Raw genomic sequence first — 17604 nt, 5'->3', positions numbered from 1 at the left:
CCCGGGCCACCTCCCGCGCACGTGTCCCCCGTAACGCTCCCGACTCCTCCATCGTCACGGTCGGTGACGCGTACTGTCCACCCTCCGTGCGCGTACGCTGACCCGGCGTACGCGGCACCACCCTGGTGAACACCCCCTCCGCGCCGCCACATTGGCCTCATGACGCCACCATCCGCGCCGCAAGCGCCGGTCACCGTACGTGTGTTCACCCAGCGCTTCAGCTCCACCCCGCGCGGCGCCCGCCTCGCCCGCTACCTCGCCGTCCATCAGCTCCACGCCTGGGGACTCCCGTACGGCACCGAACCTTCCGACACCACCGCCCTGCTCGTCGCCGAACTCGCCGCCAACGCCGTCACCCACGGCCGCGTGCCCGGACGGGACTTCGAGCTCGCGCTCACCCTCCACCCGGACACGCTCCGGATCGAGGTCTCCGACGCCCGGGGCGAGCGGCGCCCTCCGGAACCCGCCGGGCTCCGCACACCCCGGCCGCTCGCCGACACCGGCCGAGGCCTGTTCCTCGTACAGGCGGTCGCGGCCCGCTGGGAGGTGCGGGACCGGCTGCCCATCGGCAAGACCGTGATCGCCGAGCTGGACCTGCCGCACTGACGTCGGCCGATGCCGTCTATAGGCTGGCCCCAGTGGGTGACGGCGGCGGCGCGGTGCGAGGGCGACGGGGAGAGATGACGGGTTTGGAAGACAGCGGCCGGCGGCCGGCGGGCCGGGAGCGGGCGGTCGGGAACGACAGGTACTTGGCGCCGGACCAGTGGGCAAGCCTGGACGACTTGTTCTCCACGGGGGAGAGCCCCGTCGAGATCGGGGCGAACGGACGCTCGACCGGTGTGGAGCTGGAGCAGCCCCTGGACGAAGAGCCGGGGGAGCCCGCGCCTGCGCCCCCTTCGGACGAGATCTCCGCCCCGTTCCGGCCCGAGAACATCAAGATCGAGACCCAGGCGACCACGGTCGACCTGCTCCTGTCCCGACTCCGCGAGCAGATGATCGATCTCGCTCCGGACTTCCAGCGCCGAGCGGGGATCTGGACCGACGTCCAGCAGAGCCGCCTCGTGGAGTCCCTGCTCTTGCGCATCCCGATCTCGTCCTTCCACATGGCCCAGGACGAAGACGACAACTGGGCCGTCGTGGACGGGATCCAGCGGCTCACCGCCATCGCCCGGTTCATGGCCCCGGACGCGGTGGGGATGACCCCGCTCACCCTCCGCGGACTGGACTACCTGCGGGACTTCCACGGGAAGGGCTATGCGGACCTCACCGGACGGTTGAAGATCCGGCTGCGAGAGACACAGCTCGTCGTGCACATCATTCAGCAGGGCACGCCGGAAGCGGTCAAGTACAACGTCTTCTCCAGGATCAACACCGGCGGGCTGCCGCTGAAGCCGCAGGAGATCCGGCACGCCATGGTCAAGGGGCCGGCCCGGGAGCTGCTGGCGGATCTGGCGGAGGATGCCGCGTTCGGTGAGGCCACCGGGTGGAGCGTGTCCAACGAGCGCATGGCCGATCGCGAGATGGTCCTGCGCTTCCTCGCCTTCCGGCTCGCCGAGCCCGCCGAGTACACGAAGCGGGACTTCGACCAGTTCCTCGTCGATGCCATGCACGGCGTCAACCGGTTGACACCGGAACAGAGGGAGGCGCTGGCCAGGGATTTCCGGGCGGCGATGAGATACGCGACCGCGCTGTTCGGCGACCATGCCTTCCGGAAGTGGCGTGGCGGCAAGGGCCGCTCTCCCATCAACAAGGCGCTGTTCGAGACGGTCGCCGTCAATCTCGCCCACCTCACTGATCAAGAACGTGATCGGCTGGTAGCGTCTCGGGACGACGTGTTGCGCGCTTTCTTCGCGCTGATGGCCGACTGGGACTTCGACCGGTCCATTTCCGTGGCCACCGGCGACCCGAAGAAGGTGCGGACGAGGTTCGAAGAAATGCGCAAGCTGTTCCAGGGGGTAGTTCAGTGATCGACCGGCTCGCCATGCGGAACTTCAAGGCGTTCCGCGAGATCGAACTTCCGCTGGGAGCGCTGACTCTCCTCACCGGGCTCAACTCCTCGGGCAAGAGCACGGTGCTCCAGGCCCTCGGCCTGCTGCACCAGTCCTATGTAGCAGGGGACCTCGACCAGGTGGCGGAGATCGCCGTCGCCTTCGCCGAGGGGCGCACGCCCGACGAGGACCACGGCAACGGCTTCCTCCTCAACAGCGAACTCGTCGGACTCGGCACCGGACAGGACGTCCTCCACGAGGACTTCACCGGTGAAGACCCGGCCATCACGCTCGGTGTCACCGAGGGGCGGTACCGGTACGCCTGGACCGTCGGATACGCGCCCGAACAGAACCTGCTACCACTGATCGCCACTGACCTGCCGCTCGTCACCGAGGGTGTGGCCCGGCCGGACGGGGACGCGGCGGTTCAGCCGGCGTGGTTCACGGCCGGGTTCCAGTACCTGCACGCCGACCGCATCACGCCGGCCGAGTTCTACCCGCGCGACCACCACGCTGTCATCGGCCGCGGCTTCCTGGGTGCCAGGGGCGAGCACACCGTCAACTACCTCCGCCACCATGCGAAGGACGAGGTGCCGGAAGGTCCGCTGCGCCACCCGGGGACCCGGTCCAGGTTCCTCCTGGACCAGGTGGCGGCCTGGATGGGGGACTTGTGCCCCGGAGTGGACATCCAGGCGGATGCCATCGCAGGCGCCGACGTCGTCCAGCTCTCGTACGGCTTCGAGGGTTCCATCGGGCCCAGCCTGCGCCGCCGCCCCGGGAACGTCGGCTTCGGCCTGACCTACGTCCTGCCGGTCGTGGTCGCTTGTCTCACGGCCCGGCCCGGCTCCTTGATCCTCTTGGAGAACCCCGAAGCCCACCTGCACCCGCAGGGCCAGACCCGCATGGCTGGCCTGGCGGCGGCCGCCGCTGCGCACGGGGTGCAGCTGGTAGTGGAGACCCACAGCGACCACGTGATCAACGGGGTCCGGCTCGCGGTGAAACAGGGGCGGCTCACCCCGGAGCAGGTGGTCCTGCACTTCTTCCGCGGGGACGGCACCGGGGTGGACGTCGTCAGCCCCCAGGTCGACCGGGACGGGCTGCTCGACCAGTGGCCCGAGGGATTCTTCGACGAGCTGGAGAACACGCTCGACCAGCTGATCGGCTGACCACCGCCGGGGGGCGGGCAACACATCGTCGCGGAGGGGGAAACGTGCCGCAGCTGTTCCTGAACGAGAAGTCCTGCGATTCCGACGGAGGAACCGAGGACGTCAACCGGGCCATGTCGGAACTCGTCAAGGCCGTCCTGACCGTGGCCCGAGAGGACCGGCCCGGCACGGTCCTGGTGGCCCGCGAGCCCGTCAATGGACTCCAGCTCGCCAAGGGCCATCCGATCGGCAAGTGGTCGGGCCTCGCGCGGAACAAGGAGCTGTGGCAGCGGCTGCTGCTGATGCAGACCAAGTGGCCCCACGAAGCCGTCTACCCCGAGGGGGAGGGCTACTACGAGGTCGAGTACCGCCATGAGGGTGTTCCGGTCGAGGGGCTGGGCGCGGCCCACCTCATGGAGGGTATGGGGGTCTCACTTCCGGTCGCTCCGCACTGGGACAGACCGCGCCTGACTCTGGTCAGGGAAGAACTCGTGGACGGTGACGACGGTCCGGGCTCCGCCTTCACCGAGGTCAAGATCCCGCACGCCTCGACCCGCGAACACGTGGACGAGCACCTGCCGTGGATCCGGGAGTGCGCCGAAGCCACACGGCGGGGGGACCTGAGCGCCGTCCGGACCGGGGCGGACCTCTGGGATGGACGCGCGGCCCTCTTCCCCCACCTCCAGTTCCTGCCCCAGGCCGAAGCCGACTTCAGGGGCCTTCCCGAGGGGTGGGTCCGGCCGGTGCGCGAGCGGTTGGAGGAGTTGGAACTGGCGGTCAGCGGGTGGGATCCGGAGACGCGCCCCATCGCGCCTCTGTGGCGCTCTGATGTGCGGACCGAGTTCGAGATGCGCAGAAAGCTCTGCAAATTCATCGATCTCGACGGCGTGGAACGAATTTTTGACTGGCACTGCGAATTCCTTCCGAAGCCGGGACGTATGCACTTCCGGCTCGTACACGAGGAACGCACCTTGCGCATCGCCTACGTGGGTCGCAAGCGCGGAGTCTGAGACCTGGGACAGCACAACGCCGCAGGTCCCGGGTCGACTGTGTCGCCGTTACCGTAGGACGGTGAGCGGGCCCCGCCCTGGCTCACGCCATATGCAGACGCAGAAGGAGAATCCCCCGTGCGCCCCACCCTCGCCGCCGACCAGGTACGGGCCAGCCTGAGCCAGTACCTCGCGACGACGTACGCGCTGGCGGACGAGGGGACCCGGGGCGCCCTGGAAGGATTCCTCGCCGACCCCGAGGACGGCATCTTCCGGGGCCCCTACCTGCGCGTCCGCACCCCCTTCCGGTCCGCCCGGGGCGAGGAGTGGAAGCGGCACCTCACCTGGTACCCGGAGAAGCCGTTCACGCCGCACCGCCATCAGGAGCTCGCCTGGGAGCGGCTGTCCACCCTGCACGGTCCCGCCCGGCCCACGCTGGTCACCACCGGCACCGGATCCGGCAAGACCGAGTCCTTCCTCATCCCGGTGCTCGACCACTGCCTCCGGCAGCGCCAGGCAGGGCAGGAGGGTGTCAAGGCGATCCTGCTCTACCCGATGAACGCCCTCGCCACCGACCAGGCGCACCGCATCAACGACCGGCTGGCCGACCCGAAGGACGCCCGGCTGCGCGAGGGCGGCGTCCAAGCCGCCCTCTACATCGGCGACAAGCCGTCGCAGGAGTTCAAGCAGGCCAACCCGAGGATCGCGGTCGACCGTGAGGAGATCCGGCGGACCCGCCCGGACATCCTCATCACCAACTACAAGATGCTGGACCTGTTGCTCCAGCGGCCCGAGGACCAGCGGCTGTGGCAGGACGGCGCGCTCGCCTACATCGTCCTCGACGAGTTCCACACCTACGACGGCGCGCAGGGCACGGACGTGGCGATGCTGCTCCGCCGGCTCGGGGCGGTCAGCGGCCTCGCCGAGCCCGGCCGTCCCCTGGGACCGGTCTGCCCGGTCGCCACCTCCGCCACCCTCGGCGAGAACGGTTCCGGCGGCCGTCCGCAGGGCCAGACCGGGCCCACCATGCTGGAGGTCGCCGAACAGGTCTTCGGCGTGCCCTTCCCTCCCGATTCCGTCATCGGTGAGGACCGGGCCACCACGCGGGAGTTCGCGGGCGAGAGCGACTTCTCCCTGCCGTTCCCCGATCCCTACGAGATCGCCGACCTGCCGGATCCGACGCGCGACCCCGGCGTGCTGGACGAGCTGATGGCCCGGTTCACCGGGGAGCGCGGCCTCACCCCCGAGGAACTCGGCGGACGGCTCCGCAGCCACCGCCTCACCGCTGCCGTCCTGGAGGTCCTCGACGGCAGCCCGCGCTCGATCAACGAGGTGATCGAGGCCCTGCCCCGGTACGCCTACCACTGGGGCATGGCCGTCAAGCACCGGCCGGACAAGGCCGCCACGGCCCTCGCCCGGTACATCGCCCTGCTGTCCCATGCCCGGGACCCCGACCCCGAGCGCCCGGGGCGCCCCCTGCTGTCGATCGAGATCCACCACTGGGTGCGCTCCGTCTCGCGGGTACTGCGGGGCATCACCCCGGCGCGCGCCGTGTTCCGGTGGGACGACGAGCGGGTCACCTCGCACGGCCGCCTCGCCCGCAAACCCTTGGCAGAGGCCCCGCGGAGCAGCCCCTACAACGGCGAGGAGACGGCCGTTCCGGCCGACGACAGCGCCCCGCCGCCGGCCGAGGTGTTCCTGCCCGCCGTGTTCTGCCGGGAGTGCGGCCGCTCCGGCTGGGCCGCGTACTCCCCGGAGATCGACCCCGCCGACCTCGACCTCAACGCGACCAAGATCCGGCGGGCCTCGGTGGGGCGCGACAAGCGCCGCGTGCGCAACATGATCGCCGCGACCGAGCAGGAGGTGCACGAGGCGGCCTTCTCCGGCGCCGAGCGCCCGCGCGGCGGGCCGGCCGTCATGGTGCTGGAGGGGACGGGTGGGCGTCTGCGACCGCTGTCCCCGGAGTCGGACTTCCTTCCGGCGGCGGAGGAGGAGGACGGCACACCGCGCCGGGCCAAGCCGCTGCACGGGGCCGCCTTCGTGCTCGCCGACCTTGCAGGGGACCGCGCCGCGGAAACGGACCAGTGCCCCGCCTGCCGGACCTTCAACTCCATCCGCTACCTCGGTACCGGGCTGGCCGCCCTCGCCTCGGCCGCCATCACCCAGCTGTTCACCGGCGGCGAGCTGGACAAGACGCTGAAGGAGAACAAGACCCTCCTCTTCAACGACTCCGTCCAGGACGCCGCGCACCGCGCCGGCTACGTCGCCAGCCGCTCCTACACTTTTTCCCTCCGTGCCCTGCTCGCCAGCCGGATCGACGAGGAAGAACCGATCACGGTCAGCGATCTGGCGGCGGACATCATCGCGGACGTGGTCGACAGCAAGGCCGTCCAGGCCGCGGTCATCCCGCCCGACCTCCACGTCTTCCCCGGCGTGGACACCCTCCTCGCCGGGCGCAGCCGCGGGTCCCGCGCGACGTGGGAACTGATCGCCCAGCGCCTCGCGTTCGCCGCCGTCATGGAGTTCGGCCTCAGGTCCCGGCAGGGCCGGACCCTGGAACTCACCCGCACGGTCGCGGGGAACGTACCGCTCGCCGACCCGGAGGCCGTCGCCGACCTGGTCGGCGACCTGCTGCGGACCACGCCCGATGAGATCGCCCTGCCCGACGGCTCCACACCAGGCCCGGACCGGTACCTCGGCTTCGTACGGGGCCTGCTGGAGCGGATGCGGACGCGGGGCGCCGTCCGGCACGCCTGGCTCGACCCCTGGCTCGACCAGGCCGGGGTACGCCGCTGGCCGATCTGGGGCGGCCGCACACCCGGCATGCCCGCCTTCCCGCCCGGGGTGTCCGCCCCCTCCTTCCTGCTGGGCAGCCCCAAACAGGGCAGCGAGGACTTCGACGTACTGACCGGGCGGCTCGGCTGGTACCAGGACTGGACCGTCCGCGCGCTCGGCCTGCGCCGCCCGGAGGCCGCCACCGACCTCCTGGTCCGGCTGCTCCCGGCCCTCGCCGACACCGGCGTCCTCTCGGCCCGCACCGCCCAGGACGGCACCACCCGGGTCTACGGGCTCCAGCCCGGCCACATCGAGGTCCGCAGGCTCGCGGACGACCTCGTGGCCGACGCCACCGCCCACTGCCCCCGCTGCTTCTGGGAGCAGACCGTCCATCCCGACCTGGCCGACCAGTGGCACGGTCAGCCCTGCCCGCGCTACCGCTGTGGCGGCCTCCTCAGCACCGGCCGGGACCTGGCGACGGGAATGCGGCAGCGCGACTTCACCGAGGACTTCTACCGCCGGATGTACCGGGAGGCGGGCGTCTTCACCATCAACACCGCCGAGCACACGGGCACCCTCAGCCGCGCCAAGCGCGAGGCGGTGGAGAAGGCGTTCCGGGACGGTACGGACGTCCACTACGCCAACCCGCAGGTGCTCTCCTGCACGCCGACCCTGGAACTGGGCATCGACATCGGCGACCTGTCCGCCGTGATCCTCGGGTCCCTGCCCAAGGGACCGGCCAACTACATCCAGCGGGTGGGCCGCGCCGGCCGCTCCACCGGCAACGCGTACCTGCTCACCATGGTCGACCGAGGCCCCCGCGACCGCTACTACCTCGAAGACCCCCGGATGATGATCGCCGGGGAGATCCAGCCCCCCGGCTGCTACCTGTCTGCCTCCGAGATCCTGCGCCGCCAGTACCTCGCCCATCTGCTCGACCTGGCGGGTGCAGGGCGACTGCAGGCTGCCGCCACCGGTGACCGGCCCGTGACCTCACTGCCGCGGCTGGCGGTCGAGCTGTTCCGGGATTCGTCCTGGCGGACCGAGTTCACGGAAGCCGCCCTCGCTCACGGAGCACGGCTCGTGGGCGACTTCCTGGCGCTCTTCCCTCCGCACGACGAAGAACGCGGCACCGGGGTGAGCCCGCAGGCCCGTACCGATCTGACGGCCTACGCCACCGACCCCGGGCCGAACGGACTGGGCGCCGCCCTCGAACGCGCCCACGAGCAGTGGGAATCCCGCAGGGCCGAGACCCAGCACCGACTGGAAGCCATCGACCGCGCGCACGGCCTGCTGGTCGCCGGCGATCCCGAGCACGAGCGGCAGGGACGGGAACTGCGCGCCGAACGTCGCGCCGCGGTGGGAGTGATCAAGGAAATCGGTCGCGGTACGGCGCACGGTGCACTGGTGGACCTCGGGCTGCTGCCCAACTACAGCCTCATCGACTCGATGACCGAGCTGGAGGCGAACCTCACCTGGACCGAGCAGGCCACCGACGGCAGCCGCAAGGCACAGAGCAAGACGATCCGCCACCAACGCACCGCCGGCCTCGCCCTCAGGGACTTCGCCCCCGGGAACCACTTCTACGCCCAGGGCTACAAGCACAAGATCACCGGGCTCGACATCGGCAGTCCGGGACGCCCGACGTGGCTGTGGTGGCGGATCTGCCCCGACTGCGGCCACATCCGCACCCACCGGGCCGAGCAGGCCGCCAGCGCCTGCCCGCGCTGCCAGTCCCCGGCCATCGGTGACGTCGGCTGCCTGCACAAGGTGCTGGTGCCCCACCGCGTCACCTCCAGGGACGAGCGCGACGACGTACGCGTGCGTGACGACTCCGACGAACGGGAACGCCGCAACTACACAATCGTCCCGGCCGTGGACATCGACCGGGACCACATCGAGCAGGCGTGGAAGCACCAGCACGCCACCTTCGGCTGGGAGTTCACCCGACAGGCGCGCATCCGCCACCTCAACGTGGGCGCCCTGCGTGTGGACGGTGCACCGGACACCGCCTTCGCCGGCCGTGAGGTCCGGCTGAACCCCTTCTGGGTCTGCGAGGCCTGCGGGTTCGCCGACCCGGACGGCGGTCCGCCCGCCGCACACGACACCTTCGACGCGGCCAAGGCCGCCAGATACCACCGTCCCTGGTGCCCCCGCAGACGGGGAGGGCCGGAACTCCAGCAGGGGGTGAAGGTGCTGCTCGCCCACGAGCTGCGCACCGAAGCCCTGCGCATCCTCATCCCCGCCGTCACCGCACACACCCAGGAACGGCTGGTCTCCTTCAAGGCACTGCTGCTGGCCGGCATCGCCCTAAGCTACGGCGGCGACCCCGACCACCTGGCCGTCGTACCCGATTCCATGCCCGACGAAGGCAGCGGGGACTCGGGCCTTCGTCGGCACTTCCTCGTCCTCTACGACACGCTGCCCGGCGGTACCGGATACCTGCACCGCCTGGCCGGGCCGGACGGGCTGCGGGACGTCCTGCGCAAGGCCCGGGAGGTCATCGAAGGCTGCGTGTGCGTGGCCGAGGGCAGGCCCGCCTGCCACCGGTGCCTGCTGCGCCACGTGAGCAACGGCGAATACGAGCTCGTCTCCCGCGAGCACGCTCTGGACATGCTCAGCGAACTGTTCGGCCGGACGAGCGACGCCTGGGCCACGGAACCCGTCGCCACCACCCGCGACATCACCCTGGTCCACCAGGTCGAGAGCGAACTGGAGGCACTCTTCCGCCGTGGCCTGCTGGAGTGGGCCGATCGCAAGGACGAAGTGAGCGCACGCACGGCCCTCACCGCGGACGGCGGCCAGGACATCAAGCTGCGCTTCACGGCACCCGACGGAACGGTGCGAGGCTGGGAGATGGAGACGCAGACGTCGCTCGGCTTCACCCGGCCCGATGTGGTGTTCCGCAGCACCGACGACGACCGGAAGGTGGCCGTCTACCTCGACGGCTACCGCTACCACGCGAGCCCCGGCTGTAACCGCCTCGCGGACGACGCGGCGAAGCGCACCCGACTGCGCTCCGAGCTGGGCTGGCAGGTGTTCCAGCTCACGTGGGACGACGTACAGGTGTGGACGGGCGACAGCAAGCCGCAGCCCGACCCGGTGTGGCAGCCCTACCAGAACACCGCGCAGAAGACCGCCGCGGACATCCACCGGCGGCTCCACGCTGGAGATACCCGAGACCTCGGGCGGTTCGTCTGGGCCAACCCCGTCGAGACCCTGATCGGATACCTGACCGATCCCGACCCCGAACTGTGGCGGGGGCGTACCCAAAGTGCCCTCGCCGGCTTCGCTGCCGTCTCGGCGACCAGCCGGGCCCTCGCCGACGGCCCGGAGATCGCCGCACGGCTCGCCGAGGCCCTGCACGGACAGCGCTTGTCCGGTGGGCAGGGTGCCGTTCAGATCATGGCCACCCGGGACTCCTCCGGCTGCCCGCTGACCATTGCGCTCGACCTGCGCAAGGGACAGAAGGGGGCGGCATGGACGGCGCTCACCGTGCTCGACGACAGCGCGGAGACCCTGAACGCCGATGAGACGGCCCACCGCCGCCGCTGGCACGCGTGGCTCTACTGGACCAACCTGCTCCAGTTCCTCAACGAGGGCGAGGGCGACGGCGTCCAGCTGACCACCGGACAGCTCGGCGGCTTCGACCCGGTGGAGCTCGCCGTCACCGGCGGAGCCGGCTGGCTGACCTCCCAGCGGCGGGCGAACACGCCGGAACCGGCGCTCGCCGAGTCCGGGACCGGGTCGCCCGCACCGGCCGTACCAGCCGCCCAACGGGATCCGGCCTGGGACGACGTCATCGAGTACCTGGTGGACGACCCGGGGCTGCCCGAACTCGCGGCTCTGCTGGCCGACGAGGGAGCACCAGCACCCGAAGCGGGCTTCGAACTCGGAGAGGCCGCCTGGCCGGCCGAACTGGCCTGGCCGGACCGGCGCATCGGCGTGGTCCTGGCGCACCGGCCGGACAGCGGCGACGGCGTGGACCAGGACGCCGAGGACCGCGACCAGGCCTACGCGAAGGCCGGCTGGCAGGTCCGTACCGCACCCGACTGGGACCCCCACGAACTGATCGCCCTGCTGACCGGCCCGGTGAGCGCGGAGAAGGAAGACGAGGAGAACGACGGATGACCGTCACCGGCGCCCCCACGGCAGGCGCGACCCTGCGCCTGTTGGACAAGGCGGACAAGGAAATCGTCAAGCTGGACCGGGCGATCGTCGGAGCGGTCTACAAGTTCCAGCACGACTTCCGGCGCAACCCCGAGGCCGGCGGCTTCGACCTGAAGCCCCTCAAGGGCGACGGCCGCCTCTGGTCCGCGCGGGTCAACCGCGAGTACAGGGCCCTGCTGCTCCGCCTCGGCGGCAACGACTGGCTCCTCGTCTCCGTCAAGCACCGCGGACACGTCCATCAGAACCTGGACCGGCTCGCGTACGGCATCAACCAGATCACCGGCGCCATCGAGTACGTGGACCTCCAGGTCGTGGAGGAGAGCGTGCTGCGCCGGGAGCTCACGGCCGCCGCCGACGCACCGGAACCCGCCGCCGTCTCCCCAGGGCCCGTCGAGCCGCTCCTCTTCGCCCAGTACGACGCGCGGCAGCTGGCGGATCTCGGTGTCGCGGAGCCGCTCATCCCGGTCGTGTTCAGGCTCACCACCGACGAGGAACTCCTCGGGCTCGTCGAGTACGCTCCCCGGCACACGGGCGAGGTGTTGCTGCGGCTGTGCGACGGCGTCCCGTACGAGCAGGTCAAGGCAGAGGTCACCGCACCCGTCGCGGTGGATCCCGAGGAGCAGTTCGACGACGAGGACTGGCAGGCCGCCGTCGACCGCTCCCAGGCGGTCGTCATCACCGATGACGAATCCCTGCAGAGCATCCTCGAAGAAGGGGACTTCGGCCGCTGGAAGATCTTCCTGCACCCCACCCAGGACAAGCTCGTGCACCGCACCTACTCGGGGCCGGCCCGGGTGGGCGGGGGCCCCGGCACCGGCAAGACCATCGTCGCGCTGCACCGGGTACGGCACCTGGTGGAGCAGCTCCCGCCCGGCCATACCAAGCCGGTACTGCTCACCACGTTCAACAAGAACCTGGCCGCGGACCTGCGCTCACGGCTGCTTTCGCTGGGCGGCCCGGAGATCCTGGCCCGGGTGGACATCCAGCACGTGGACCAACTGGCCACGCGTGTCGTCGGCGAGGCCGATCCCGGGAACTCCAAGCGCAGGATCAACGATGCCCAGGCCCTGCGGGAGTGGCGGGACCTGCTGGTGGAGGCGGGAGAGAAGCGGTGGGCCGCGGATTTCCTCAGCGACGAGTGGAACCAGGTGATCCTGGGACAGGCCGTGGTCTCCCGCAGCGACTACTTCCGGGCCAGGCGTGCCGGGCGGGGGCGCAGCGTGTCCCGGGCGGAACGTGCCGAGATCTGGCAGCTCGCCGAGCGCTTCACCCAGCGCTTGGACACCAAGGGTCTGGAGACCCATCGCCAGGTCGCGGAGCGTGCCGCGCAGCTGGAAATGGGCCGCAAATCCAAGATCGACAGGCGTGAGGCGGAGCGGGAGGAGCGCGGCGGGCTGCACAACGTCCACGTCGAGGCCGGTTCCGGCGCTTGGCTGCGCTACCGCTACCGGCACATCGTGGTGGACGAGGCCCAGGACCTCAGCGCCGCCCACTGGAAAATGCTGCGCGCCATGGTGCCGAGCACGTCCAATGACATTTTCCTGGTCGGGGATACTCACCAGAGGATCTACGACAACCAGGTCACCCTCGGCAGCCTCGGAGTCAACATCCGGGGCCGGTCCTCCCGGCTCACCCTCAGCTACCGCACGACCCGGGAAATCCTGCGTTCCGCGCTGGGCGTCCTGGAGGGCGTCGACTACGACGACCTGGACGGAGAAGCCGACAACCTGGCCGGATATCGATCCGTCCTCCACGGTCCGCAGCCCGTCCTGCGGGGAGCCCGAAGCTGGGACGAGGAGCTCGACCTGCTGGTGGATCAGCTGGGGGCCTGGCACGACGTGCCCCGTGAGGCCATGGCCATCTGCGTGCCGACGAACGACATGGTCACCCAGGTCGCCTATCGGCTGAAGCAGCGCGGCATCGAGTCCACGGAGATCACGCAGGACGGACCGCGCCACGAGGAGGGCGTCCACATCGGCACCATGTACCGGTTCAAGGGACTGGAGTACCGCCGCATGATCATCGCCGGTGTCGCGGAAGGACTCGTACCGCGTTCCTCGGTGGACGCCTGGGAGCGCACCGACCCCGTGCGGTACCGGCGAGAGCTCCAGCGGGCCCGGTCGCTCCTCTTCGTCGCGGCCACTCGTGCCCGGGACGCCCTCACCATCACCTGGCACGGGGAACCGAGCAGGTTCCTCGCGCCGCTGACAGCCGGATAAGCCCCCACCGGGGCCGTCGTCCGTATCGGTACGACGGCCCCGGCAGGGGGCCGCGACGACTCAGGCCGCCGGATCCAGGTCGACGATTTTGAGGAGCTTGAGCAGGCGAGCCGTGGCGGCGAGTGCCTCGGCGTCCTCGGCCGGTGCGTCGACCGCCCAGTGCGCGAGTTCATTGCGGTACTTCGTGACGATGCGCAGCCGCGAGAGCATGTGCTGCTGATCGTACGGCCAGTCGAGCTTGGCCCAGCAGTGCGGGTCCTCCAGGAGGAAGGCGTACTGGCCGAGGGTGAACTGGCGGCCCAGCTCTCGCGTCTTGCGGATCTTCTGCGGCAGCTCGTCCATCGAGAAGTGCCTCGTCAGCCTGCGCATCCTGCGTTCCAGCTCCTCAAGGAGCGTGAACGGCTCGATGCGTGCCTTCAACTGCCCTGCGAGGTCCGTGGACGTGAGGATGCCGATGACGGCGTTCTCGCCGTCGACGATGATCGTGAAGCCGCTCTTTTGGATGCGGTCTATCCGGCGGAAGAGCTCTTCCTGTTCCCGTGCTGTCTCCGGATGCGGATCCATGGCCTGCGAGACCGTGGCCGTACCGCCACCGAATTGGGCGCGGGCTATGCCCTCCCACGTGATCACTCCGCGCAGCACGCTGTTGTGGTCCACGACCGGGAGCTGGGAGAAGTCGTGCTCGATCATGGGGGTGACGGCATGGCTCAACGGATCACCGACCCGTACGGTGATCACCTCCCGCACGAACGGCAGGCTGCCGATCCGCCACGTGAGATCGCGGTCCGTGGGCCGTTCCACGTCGGGTTTCTCTCCTGGTGCACGCATACCGCCACCCGGGACGGCCCCCGGTGCGTCCTCGGCTTCAGCCGTCTCCTTCGCGGAGACGGTTACCAGGCGGTCCAGTTGGACCTCGGTGAAGTGCGGATCCACGCGCAGCCCGTGCGAGGCCAGCTCGTGATCCACCAGATCGATGACCTCGGCGGCGCGCCGCTGCCACCCCCACAGTCCGATCAGATCGCGCGCGGTCAGTTGGCGTGTACCGCTGGTCTGGACGTCATGCACCAGTTCTGCCGGCCCACTCGGCGGCTCGACGGCACCCACGTAGCCGGGATCGGAGCCCGTCTCGGCGAGCACCTGGACGCGCATCGCCGCGTCGCGACGGCTCAGTTCGCTGACCGTGAGGAATGCGCCCATGCTGTCCCGCAGGTCGCCTCGGATGGCCGCCCGCTCCACCGAGGGGCGTAGCCAGTCGGTGGAGCGGACATGTCTGAAGCCAGGCGCGGCCTGCGGCAGATACTCGTAGAGCCCGGTCAGGGTGCCGATGGCCACGACCGGCAGTTGCTTGCGCGGCATGACCACGTAGTCGCCGATGTCCATCGTGATGAAACGCCACAACTGGCGCTTCCAGTTGTCGATCGTGCCGGCCGCTTCCTCCGGGTACGCCTTCGCCAGCAGTTCGCCGACGTCGTCGGCCGACGCGCAGCCGCTGAGGTCGCCGAGCTCTTCCCAGCCGACGATCGCCCGCCCTTCGGCGAGAGCTGCCTGCTCCCGTTCCCCTGACTGCCCGCCCCGCACCGTCCAAGCCCGCGTCACGCCTGCCCCCCCCGTGGTCATCCGGATGTCCGTCACGTTCCCAGTACCACCTGGCGGCACGCGGGACGATCGGTGTCACCGTACGGTGATCAACCCGGCGCTGGCGATCTCATGCGTCGCAGGCCGAACCGACCAGGCTGATTTCGGCCGTGCGTACATCGGGCGGGGAGGGCACGACCGCGCCACAAGCGGGCGTCTCCATTGCGGACGGCACCAGTTCGGCAGACGTGACCGGCATCGCCGACCAGTCGTCCACAGGGAGGGGGTCCGGCGACTGTGGCGCGGACTGTGTCCGCCCGGGGGTGCGATGGGCGGGAAGTCTGCCGTCCAACACCGCCCTGCCGGCTCGGCGATGGTCAGCGGCCATCCTCCCAGCCGGTGTGGTGCTCGTTTGGGTAGGCGGGCCCTTGCCCGTAGGGGGTGATCTTGCAGGCACCGCCATGGGGTGAAGTCCGGCCATATCGCACCGCGGTTGGGGGTCGGGTGGGGTTCGACAGAGGCGTTCCCGTCCCAGGCATGTCCCACGCGGGGTGATCGGTGGGATCGGGCCATCGGGACCTCGCCCGGATGGAGCGGTGAAACCCCAGCTCAGCACAGTGCCGGACTCATTGCTCAAGGTCGGGTAGGCCGTGTGTCTTTTGGCATGAACAAGAAAGGCGCCGACCGGCATTTCTGCTGGTCGGCGCCTTAATCCGGAGTGCCCCCGGCAGGATTCGAACCTGCGCACACGGCTCCGGAGGCCGTTGCTCTATCCCCTGAGCTACGGGGGCGCGTCCACCGCTTGCGGCGACGGGTTGAACACTACCAGCTTCACCGGGGTGATCAGGAACCCGTTTGCCGGGCGGTGCGGGGTGCGTCGCCCGGAGGGGGTGGAAGTGGCGAAAACCCGGACGCGGGGGCCCCGGCGGACCTACTCTCGAGTTGTGCCAGGCGTCTCGGGCCGGGTGCTTGTTGTCGACGACAACAAGGTCATCCGGCAGCTGATCAAGGTCAATCTCGAGCTGGAGGGCTTCGAGGTCGTGACCGCGAACGATGGTGCCGAGTGTCTGGACATCGTGCACCGCGTCCGCCCCGACGTCATCACCCTCGACGTGGTCATGCCCCGGCTCGACGGGTTCGGGGCCGCCGCCCAGTTGCGGGCCGATCCGCGGACCCGGGACGTGCCCGTCGCCATCGTGAGCGCCTGTACGCAGCACGAGGTCGAGGCCGGCATCGCCGCCGGGGTGGACGCCTTCGTCGCCAAGCCCTTCGAGCCCGCCGAGCTGGTGCGCGTCGTACGCCGCCTGGTCGAGCGCAAGGACCGGCGCGACGGAAGGAAAGGGGCACCCGCCGGGAGGGGACGGGGCTAGGGCGTCCCTTCCGGATCGTGCCTGACCGGCGCCGCCCGGCACCGCACCTCGCCGCCTTGGCGGAACACCACGTACGTCCAGTACTCCGGCGTCCCGCCGAGGCGCCGATGCACGGCACCGGACGACGCGGGCTCAACCCGCACGATCCGAAAGAGACGACCTGGCCGTCCTCGACGGCCGTGGCCTGCCGCGCCCCGGCCACCTCCCGACCTGACGTGACCAGTCCAGTCCTGTCCTGTCCAGTCCTGTCCAGTCCTGTCCTGCTGCGCTCCGCCGCTGCGTGCCCTGCATCGCCCCGCCCGGCCCCACCCGTCGCGCCGCGTCGGGTCCTGCCGTGGACGGCATCTGTTCACATGGCGAAACCCTTCGCCTCGCGCGCGCACGTCTCCCCTAGGCTGGTCCCGTGAACCCCGCCGACCTCCCCCGTACCGTCGCGCACGCCGTGCGCTGCGCCGTCGAGGACGGGGAGCTCGGTGCCGGGAGCGCGGCCGGGCGGGTGGTCGTCGAGCGGACGCGGCCCGGGGGAGTGGGGGACTACGCGTCGCCCGTCGCGTTCCAGATCGCCAAGACCGCCCGGATACGGCCCGCCGAGGTCGCCGCCGTGCTCGCGCACCGGCTCGGGCGGGTTCCCGGGATCGAGCGGGTCGAGGTCACCGGCCCCGGGTTCGTGAACTTCTTCCTGCCCCCGCTCTCCGCCCCCGAGGTCCTCGACGTCCTCGACGCCCGCGGTGGCGTCTCCGTCCCCGACGGGCCGGCCCCCGCCCCCGCCCCTGCCCAGCAGCGCGAGGGAGTCGTGCGCGCGGCCGTCCTGCGGATCCTGCGCGCGCAGGGCCACCGGCCCGACGGCGCCGGCGGAGCCCCGGGCCCCGTCGCCCCCGTCGCCGCGCGCGACGGCGACGTCGTCGCGCGGTACGGGGCCGGCGCCGCCGTGTGGGCCATGGTGGCCGTGCCCGCCCGCGAGACCCCGGTGTTCTCCGGACGGCTGCTCCGGCAGGACGAGTCCAGCGAGTACTTCCGCGTGCGGTACGCCCACGCCCGCAGCCGCGCGCTCCTGCGCAACGCCCGCGACCTCGGCTTCGGTCCCGAACCCGGCCCGGTCGAGGACGCGCGGGCCCTGTTGCGCGTGCTCGCCGACCACCCCCTGGTCCTCGAAGCCGCCGCGCACCACCGCGCGCCCGAGCGGCTCGTGCGGCACCTCGTCGAGCTGGCCGACGCCCTGCTCGACTTCCAGTACCGCGTCCTGCCCCAGGGGGACGAGAAACCCTCGGCCGCCCACCGTGCCCGGCTGGCCCTCGCCGAAGCCGCCGGGACGGTGCTGGCCGGCGGCCTGGCCCTGCTCGGCACGGACGCACCCGAACGCCTGTGACCCGCGA

9 protein-coding genes and 1 tRNA gene are annotated in these 17604 nt (G+C 70.7%); 8 read left to right on the top strand and 2 right to left on the bottom strand.

Going from position 1 to position 17604, the window contains the following annotated elements:
- The first annotated feature begins 159 nt into the window (after positions 1 to 159).
- From CP968_RS11030 to CP968_RS11005, 6 genes are all read left to right on the top strand, one after another.
- Positions 160 to 606 carry an ATP-binding protein gene (locus CP968_RS11030; protein WP_150517848.1) on the top strand — a complete coding sequence of 149 codons (447 nt, stop codon included), beginning with the start codon at positions 160 to 162 and terminating at the stop codon, positions 604 to 606.
- Positions 607 to 638: 32 nt separating this feature from the next.
- Positions 639 to 1967, top strand: a complete 1329-nt coding sequence (locus CP968_RS11025) for a DUF262 domain-containing protein (protein ID WP_229886115.1) — start codon at positions 639 to 641, stop codon at positions 1965 to 1967.
- Positions 1964 to 3154, top strand: coding sequence for an AAA family ATPase (locus CP968_RS11020; RefSeq protein ID WP_150517847.1), 1191 nt, complete (start codon positions 1964 to 1966; stop codon positions 3152 to 3154). Before CP968_RS11025 ends, CP968_RS11020 begins: the two co-directional genes overlap by 4 nt.
- A 44-nt stretch (positions 3155 to 3198) precedes the next feature.
- Entirely contained in the window at positions 3199 to 4143 is a 945-nt protein-coding gene (locus CP968_RS11015) for a hypothetical protein (RefSeq protein ID WP_150517846.1), read from the top strand.
- Positions 4144 to 4260: 117 nt separating this feature from the next.
- Positions 4261 to 11028: a DEAD/DEAH box helicase gene (locus CP968_RS11010; RefSeq protein ID WP_150517845.1), complete on the top strand. Its 6768-nt coding sequence runs from the start codon at positions 4261 to 4263 to the stop codon at positions 11026 to 11028.
- Positions 11025 to 13286, top strand: coding sequence for a UvrD-helicase domain-containing protein (locus tag CP968_RS11005; RefSeq protein WP_150517844.1), 2262 nt, complete (start codon positions 11025 to 11027; stop codon positions 13284 to 13286). The genes CP968_RS11010 and CP968_RS11005 overlap by 4 nt, the downstream gene beginning before the upstream one ends.
- A gap of 60 nt (positions 13287 to 13346) precedes the next feature.
- On the opposite strand, the gene CP968_RS11000 is transcribed toward CP968_RS11005, so the two are convergent.
- Complete coding sequence (locus tag CP968_RS11000; RefSeq protein WP_150517843.1) at positions 13347 to 14918, bottom strand: CBS domain-containing protein; 1572 nt, start codon at positions 14916 to 14918, stop codon at positions 13347 to 13349.
- 662 nt (positions 14919 to 15580) lie between these two features.
- A tRNA-Arg gene (locus CP968_RS10995) sits at positions 15581 to 15652 on the bottom strand.
- 99 nt (positions 15653 to 15751) lie between these two features.
- Between CP968_RS10995 and CP968_RS10990 the strand changes: the two genes are divergently transcribed.
- On the top strand, positions 15752 to 16231 hold the full coding sequence (locus CP968_RS10990; RefSeq protein WP_373304022.1) for a response regulator: 480 nt from the start codon (positions 15752 to 15754) through the stop codon (positions 16229 to 16231).
- 403 nt (positions 16232 to 16634) lie between these two features.
- On the top strand, positions 16635 to 17597 hold the full coding sequence (gene nrtL / locus CP968_RS10985; RefSeq protein ID WP_150517841.1) for an ArgS-related anticodon-binding protein NrtL: 963 nt from the start codon (positions 16635 to 16637) through the stop codon (positions 17595 to 17597).
- Positions 17598 to 17604: the final 7 nt, after the last annotated feature.

Origin of the sequence: Streptomyces subrutilus (assembly GCF_008704535.1) — a bacterium.
GTDB classification, from domain to species: Bacteria; Actinomycetota; Actinomycetes; order Streptomycetales; family Streptomycetaceae; genus Streptomyces; species Streptomyces subrutilus.
This window is presented reverse-complemented; position numbering and strand designations above follow the sequence as displayed.